Source organism: Methylobacterium sp. A49B (assembly GCF_053346215.1).
The window spans coordinates 72,781-78,780 of the sequence record NZ_JBKFBO010000152.1 but is presented as its reverse complement, the minus strand read 5'-3'; the positions used below and the strand labels follow the sequence as shown (position 1 = coordinate 78,780).

6 protein-coding genes are annotated in these 6,000 nt (G+C 71.1%); 1 reads left to right on the top strand and 5 read right to left on the bottom strand.

Annotation, left to right across the window (positions count from 1 at the left end; all coding sequences use genetic code 11):
• The 5 genes from ACLBX9_RS32480 to ACLBX9_RS32460 all read right to left on the bottom strand — a co-directional run.
• Window positions 1–506: KUP/HAK/KT family potassium transporter (locus ACLBX9_RS32480; protein ID WP_447721784.1), on the bottom strand; the 506-nt coding region annotated here is incomplete at its 3' end.
• A gap of 161 nt (window positions 507–667) precedes the next feature.
• Window positions 668–1,540 (bottom strand): carboxylating nicotinate-nucleotide diphosphorylase, encoded by an 873-nt coding sequence (nadC, locus tag ACLBX9_RS32475; protein ID WP_447721783.1) that lies wholly within the window; start codon window positions 1,538–1,540, stop codon window positions 668–670.
• Window positions 1,537–3,060, bottom strand: coding sequence for an L-aspartate oxidase (locus tag ACLBX9_RS32470; RefSeq protein ID WP_447721782.1), 1,524 nt, complete (start codon window positions 3,058–3,060; stop codon window positions 1,537–1,539). Before ACLBX9_RS32470 ends, nadC begins: the two co-directional genes overlap by 4 nt.
• A complete protein-coding gene (gene nadA, locus ACLBX9_RS32465; protein WP_039892617.1) occupies window positions 3,057–4,073 on the bottom strand; it encodes a quinolinate synthase NadA in 1,017 nt (338 codons plus the stop codon). The genes ACLBX9_RS32470 and nadA overlap by 4 nt, the downstream gene beginning before the upstream one ends.
• A gap of 138 nt (window positions 4,074–4,211) precedes the next feature.
• On the bottom strand, window positions 4,212–5,042 hold the full coding sequence (locus tag ACLBX9_RS32460) for an aldo/keto reductase (protein WP_039892353.1): 831 nt from the start codon (window positions 5,040–5,042) through the stop codon (window positions 4,212–4,214).
• A 297-nt stretch (window positions 5,043–5,339) separates the two neighbouring features.
• On the opposite strand from ACLBX9_RS32460, the gene paoA reads away from it, so the two are divergent.
• Window positions 5,340–5,990, top strand: a complete 651-nt coding sequence (gene paoA, locus ACLBX9_RS32455) for an aldehyde dehydrogenase iron-sulfur subunit PaoA (RefSeq protein ID WP_447721781.1) — start codon at window positions 5,340–5,342, stop codon at window positions 5,988–5,990.
• The last annotated feature ends 10 nt before the right edge of the window (window positions 5,991–6,000 follow it).

The following is a 6,000-nucleotide window of genomic DNA, read 5'->3' as shown; positions in this document are numbered from 1 at the left end:
ACGTAGGGTCCGAGCGCCGGCGCATCGACCTTCAGGCCCTCGATCGCCGACAGAACCGAGATCGCCGGCGTGATCGCCCCGTCGCCGTAGAGCAGCGCCGCGCCCACAAGGCCCACCACCAGCAGCAGCGCCTTCCACGTGCCCGGGCGCGCCTGCCGCGCCCCGAGCAGCGCCAGCATGGCCACGATGCCGCCCTCGCCCCGGTTGTCGGCGCGCAGGATCAGCACCGCGTATTTCAGCGACACGATCAGGATCAGCGACCACAGGATCAGCGACACCGCGCCCGTGGCCGCCGCCGGCACCGAGGCGCCCCCGCTGGTCGCCGCCTTCACCGCCTCCTTGAACGCGTAGAGCGGGCTCGTGCCGATGTCGCCGTACACCACACCCAGCGCGCCGAGCATCAGCGCCGCACCGGGACCCTGCCTGACCGCGCCGGGCTTGCGGGGCACCCGCGCTGCCGGAAGGGCGACCGCCGGGGCAGCCGCGGAATGCAGGGCTTGGCTCACGGGCAGGTCTCGTCAATGGCGTCGCATTTGGCGAAACCATAGCAAGTCGGTTGTGCGGCGATAGACTCGCATCAACTCCGACGCGACCACGCCGAAGACTTGTCACCCGAACGTGATGACAGGGGAATGTCAGCTCCGAGGGCGGGAGCCGCGGCAACCGCTCAGGCGGCGTCGAGGCCCAGGTCGATGATCGCCGCCGAGTGGGTGATCCAGCCGCAGGAGATCAGGTCGACGCCCGAGGCCGCGACCGCCCCCACCGTCTCCCGGGTGATCCGGCCCGAAGCCTCCGAGAGGGCGCGGCCGTCGATCATCGCCACCGCGCGAGAGAGCTGCTCGGGACTCATGTTGTCGAGGAGCACGGCGTCCACGCCGACCGACAGGGCCTCCTCCAGTTGCTCCAGGCTGTCGACCTCGCACTCGATCTTCACGAGGTGGCCAGCGCGCGAGCGGGCACGCTGAATGGCCGGCACGATCCCGCCAGCGACCGCCACATGGTTGTCCTTGATGAGCACCGCGTCGTCGAGGCCGAAGCGGTGATTCGAGCCGCCGCCCGCGCGCACCGCGTGCTTCTCCAGGGCGCGCAGACCCGGGGTGGTCTTGCGGGTGCAGACGATCGACGCCTTGCCGTGCGGACGCGCCGCCGCGACGAGACCGTGGGTGGCGGTGGCGACGCCCGACATCCGGCAGAGCAGGTTGAGGGCGACGCGCTCGGCGGTGAGGATCGCCCGGGCCGGCCCATCGAGGCGCAGCACCACGTCACCCGGCGCAACGCGGGCGCCGTCGCCGCGCTCGACTGTCACGGTCACGGCCGGATCCACCAGCGCGAACGCGATGGCGGCGGCGTCGGTGCCGGAGATGACGCCGTCCTGCCGGGAGGCGATCACGCCGCGCATCCGCTCGCCCGCGGGCACGATGGCGTCGGTCGTGATGTCGCCCGCCCGGCCGAGATCCTCCAGCAGGGCGGCACGGACTACCGGCTCCACGAGGAGCCGCGGCAAGGGGAGGATCTCTTCGGGGAGAACCGATCGGGTCATGGCGTCAGCGCCTCCTCGGCGGACGGGATGGCATGAGGCGCGGCAACCAGCTCGGCCAGCGTGGTCTCGGTGTGGGCCGGCGGGGCGATATGGGGAAAGTCGCTGCGCCAGTGCGCGCCGCGGCTCTCCCGGCGGGCAAGCGCGCCGCGGGCGATGAGCAAGGCCACCAGGGCGGCGTCGCAGGATTCCGCCAGCGGCTCCAGGGCAGCGACGGCACTGGCGAGGCCCGCGTCGTCGCGCACGACCCCGACCTTGCTCTCCATCATGTCACGGAGTGCCGGCAGATGGCTGCCCGCACGCATGCTCACGGCCTCCGGCACGATGGCGGCGGGCGGCGGCGCATCGAGCCCGTCGGCGATGAATCGCGCGTAGGCGAGCCCCTCCAGCAGGGAATTGCTGGCGAGGCGGTTGGCGCCGTGAAGCCCCGTGGAGGAGACCTCACCGCAGGCATACAGGCCCGGCACCGAGGTCGCGCCGTACGCGTCAACCTTCACGCCGCCCATGTGGTAGTGCGCCGCCGGGCGGACCGGGATCGGCTGGACGGCCGGGTCGATGCCGGCGGCGGCGCAGAGCCCCGCCACCGTCGGGAACCGGTCGGGCATCGCGGTGCCCAGACCCCCGCGGGCGTCGAGGTAGACGGTCCGCCCACGCTGCAGCGCCTGGAAGATGCCACGGGCGACCACGTCGCGCGGCGCGAGGTCTCCGCCCGCGATGCCGGCCATCACGGGCGCGCCGGCCTCGTCGATGAGGCGGGCGCCCTCGCCGCGCAGGGCCTCGGTGGCGAGCGGCATCGGGTCGGCGCCGACCGCGATGGCGGTCGGGTGGAACTGCACGAATTCCATGTCGCGCATCACAGCCCCGGCCCGGGCGGCCAGCGCCAGCCCGCGGCCGACCGCGCCCGGCGGGTTCGTGGTTGCCCCGTAGAGGGCGCCGACGCCGCCGGTGGCGAGCACCACCGCGCGAGCCGGGATGCGGAACAGGGCGCCGTCGCGCTCGGCGACGATGCCGGCCACCGCCCCGTTCGTGTCCCGTAACAGGTCGCAGGCCCGCGCCGTCACGATCTCGATCGAAGGCGCTCCGAGAACGGCCCGGACCAGCCCTTCGAGGACGCGCGCCCCGGTGGCGTCGCCGCCGGAGCGGACGATGCGGCGGCGGCCATGGGCCGCCTCGAGCCCGAGGGCCAGTGCGCCGTCCTCGGCACGGTCGAACGGGACGCCGATCCGCACCAGCCAGTCGATCAGCGCCGGCCCTTCCTGCGCGACCCGGAGCGCGACGTCGGGCTCGGTCAGCCCGGCGCCGGCCGCCTCGGTGTCGGCCGCGTGGAGCGCAGCCGCGTCGTCGGCACCGACCGCGGCGGCGATGCCGCCCTGGGCCCATCCGGTGGCGGTGCCGAGGCCGAGAGGAGACGCGGTGACCAACGTCACGGGACGGGGCGCGAGGCGCAGCGCGACGCTGAGCCCTGCGACACCGCCGCCGACCACGACGATGCGGTCGGCCAGGGTGGGTGAGACGGCGTTCATCGCGTGCGCACCTGGAGCATGCGCTCCACCGCGGCCCGGGCGCGATCGGCCAGCGCCGGATCGACCGTGACCTCGTGGGTCATCGTCTCGAGCGACCGCCGGATGTTGCGCAGGCTCATCCGCTTCATGTGCGGGCACATGTTGCAGGGCTTGATGAACTCGATGTCCGGGTTCTGCGCCGCGATGTTGTCGGCCATGGAGCACTCGGTGACGAGCACCACCTGCTTCGGCCGCTTCTCGACGACGAAGTCCATCATCATCGCGGTGGAGCCCGAGAAGTCCGATTCGGCCACCACGTCCGGCGGGCATTCCGGGTGCGCGATCACCGTGACGCCGGGATAGCTGTCGCGGACATCGCGGATGTCGGCGGGCGTAAAGCGCTCGTGCACCTCGCAGTGGCCGGCCCAGGTGAGGATCTCGACCTCCGGGATCTCGGCCTGGACGTTCTGCGCAAGGAACTCATCGGGAATCATCAGAACGCGCGGGGCGTTCAGCGACTTCACCACTGCGACGGCGTTGCCGGAGGTGCAGCACAGGTCTGACTCGGCCTTAACGGCCGCCGAGGTGTTCACGTAGGTCACGATCGGCACGCCCGGGTACTTGGCGCGCAGGCCGCGCACGTCCGCGGCGGTGATCGAGTCGGCCAGGGAGCAGCCGGCGCCCATGTCGGGAATCAGCACGGTCTTGGCCGGGTTCAGGAGCTTGGCCGTCTCGGCCATGAAGTGGACGCCCGCCAGCACGATCACGTCGGCATCGACGGTTACCGCCTCACGAGCGAGGGCGAGGCTGTCGCCGACGATGTCCGCCACCGTGTGGAAGATCTCCGGTGCCTGGTAGTTGTGCGCCAGAATCACGGCGTTGCGCTCCCGCTTCAGGCGCAGGATCGCCTCGATGTCCGGAGCGAGCGCCGGCCACTCGATCGCCGGAACGTGCCGGCTGACGCGGGCGTAGAGATCCGGCAGGGGCAGGCCCGGGATCGTCGTGCGGGAGACGGGTGCAACGGTCGCCGCCATGGCGTCCTCCATTATGCTCAGTTTGAGCATTGTGCCGCCTAACTTATGGGGGCCGAGGACGCCTGTCTAGATATGCTAGCTGTGAGCATAAATCTTTTGCGGCGCGGTGTTATGCTGCGCCGCCGAAGACCCGTGCGATCAGCAGAAGGTCGCCGGGTCGGGTCCGATCCGGCCGTCGGGCCGATCGAGGGTTGCGATCCTCTCCATCTCGTCGGCGCCGAGTTCGAAGTCGAACAACGCGATGTTCTCGAGGATGCGTTCCGGTCGGGCGGTTTTGGGGATCGCCACGCAGCCGATCTGCATCTGCCACCGCAAAACCACCTGCGCGGGCGTCTTCCCGCGGGCCTTCGCGATCGCGAGAATAATCGGGTCGTTCAGCTCCTTGCCCTGGCCCAGCGGGCTCCACGACTCGGTCACGATGCCGTGACGGGCATCGTCGGCCCGCGGGGCCTTGCGCTGGAAATGCGGGTGCAGCTCGATCTGATTCACGGCCGGTGCGACGCCGGTCTCGCCGACCAACGTGGCAATGTGCTCGGCCGCGAAGTTCGAGACGCCGATCGACTTGGCCCGCCCCTCCTCGCGGAGCTGGATCAACGCCTTCCAGGTCTCGACGAACAGGCGCCGCTGCGGGCACGGCCAGTGGATCAGGTAAAGGTCGACATACGGGAGGCCCAGGCGCTGCAGGCTCTCGTCGAAGGCGCGCCGCGCCTCGTCGCGCCCCTGGCGATCGTTCCAGAGCTTCGTGGTGAGGAAGATCTCCTCCCGCGCGACGCCCGCATCGCGGACGCCGCGGCCGACACCGGCCTCGTTGCCGTAGACGGCGGCGGTATCGATCAGGCGATAGCCGGCCTGGAGCGCCCGACCGACGAGGTCAGGCGCCTGGGCATCCGAGAGCTGCCAGCAGCCGTAGCCGATCTGCGGGATGCGGCGTCCGTCATTGAGGGCGAGGGTCGGGACGGTTGCGGCCATGCGGCGGGGCTCCGAGGGCTGGCACAAGACCCATCTATATCGTTGCGCTGTGCCGCGGACGAAAGCGCCCGTCTTTGCGAGCGCAGCGAAGCAATCCAGCGGCGCCACGTTCTGCGAAGTCGCGCGGCCCTGGGTTGCTTCGCTGCGCTCGCAAAGACGGCGGGCGACGCCGTGCCTGACCCGGCCGCGCTGAACGGGCGCAGTCTGGATCGGATCTAATCCTTGCAGCCGGACGTTGGCGCACCGGATTCCAGGCTGCGCCGCGTCCCATGCGCCGCGCACGAGCGGGATAGCAGCATGACAGACGCGACACCGAAGACGCCGTTCGCCTTGACGCGGCGCGCCGTGGTGGAGGGTTGCGCCGCGGCCGGCGTGCTCGGCGCCTTCGGGTTCCGGCCAGCACCCGCGGCGGCGGCACCGGGCGATCCCGCGCCGCAGACAATGCCGGTGCGTCTCACCATCAATGGGCAGCCGCACGATCTCAACCTCGATACCCGCACCACGCTCCTCGACGCGCTGCGCGAGCATCTGGCGCTGACGGGCACCAAGAAGGGCTGCGATCACGGGCAGTGCGGCGCCTGCACGGTGCTGGTCGACGGGAGGCGGATCAATTCCTGCCTGACGCTGGCGGCGATGCACGAGGGCGACCAGGTCACGACGATCGAGGGACTCGCGGACGGCGAGAAGCTCCACCCGATGCAGGCCGCCTTCCTGGAGCATGACGGCTTCCAGTGCGGCTACTGCACGCCGGGCCAGATCTGCTCGTCGGTCGGCATGCTGAGCGAGGCCAAGGCCGGCTGGCCGAGCCACGTCACCGAGGATCTGGCCTCGACCCCGACGCTGAGCGACGCCGAGATCCGCGAGCGGATGAGCGGCAACATCTGCCGCTGCAGCGCCTACCCGAACATCGTCGCGGCGATCCGCGACACCGCCGCCAGCAACCTCTGAGGAGGCGGAC

Bases quoted from the DNA above. Each gene is read 5' to 3' on its own strand.
- nadC (WP_447721783.1), bottom strand. From the start codon at position 1,540: ATGACCCGATCGGTTCTCCCCGAAGAGATCCTCCCCTTGCCGCGGCTC.
- ACLBX9_RS32470 (WP_447721782.1), bottom strand. From the start codon at position 3,060: ATGAACGCCGTCTCACCCACCCTGGCCGACCGCATCGTCGTGGTCGGC.
- nadA (WP_039892617.1), bottom strand. From the start codon at position 4,073: ATGGCGGCGACCGTTGCACCCGTCTCCCGCACGACGATCCCGGGCCTG.
- ACLBX9_RS32460 (WP_039892353.1), bottom strand. From the start codon at position 5,042: ATGGCCGCAACCGTCCCGACCCTCGCCCTCAATGACGGACGCCGCATC.
- paoA (WP_447721781.1), top strand. From the start codon at position 5,340: ATGACAGACGCGACACCGAAGACGCCGTTCGCCTTGACGCGGCGCGCC.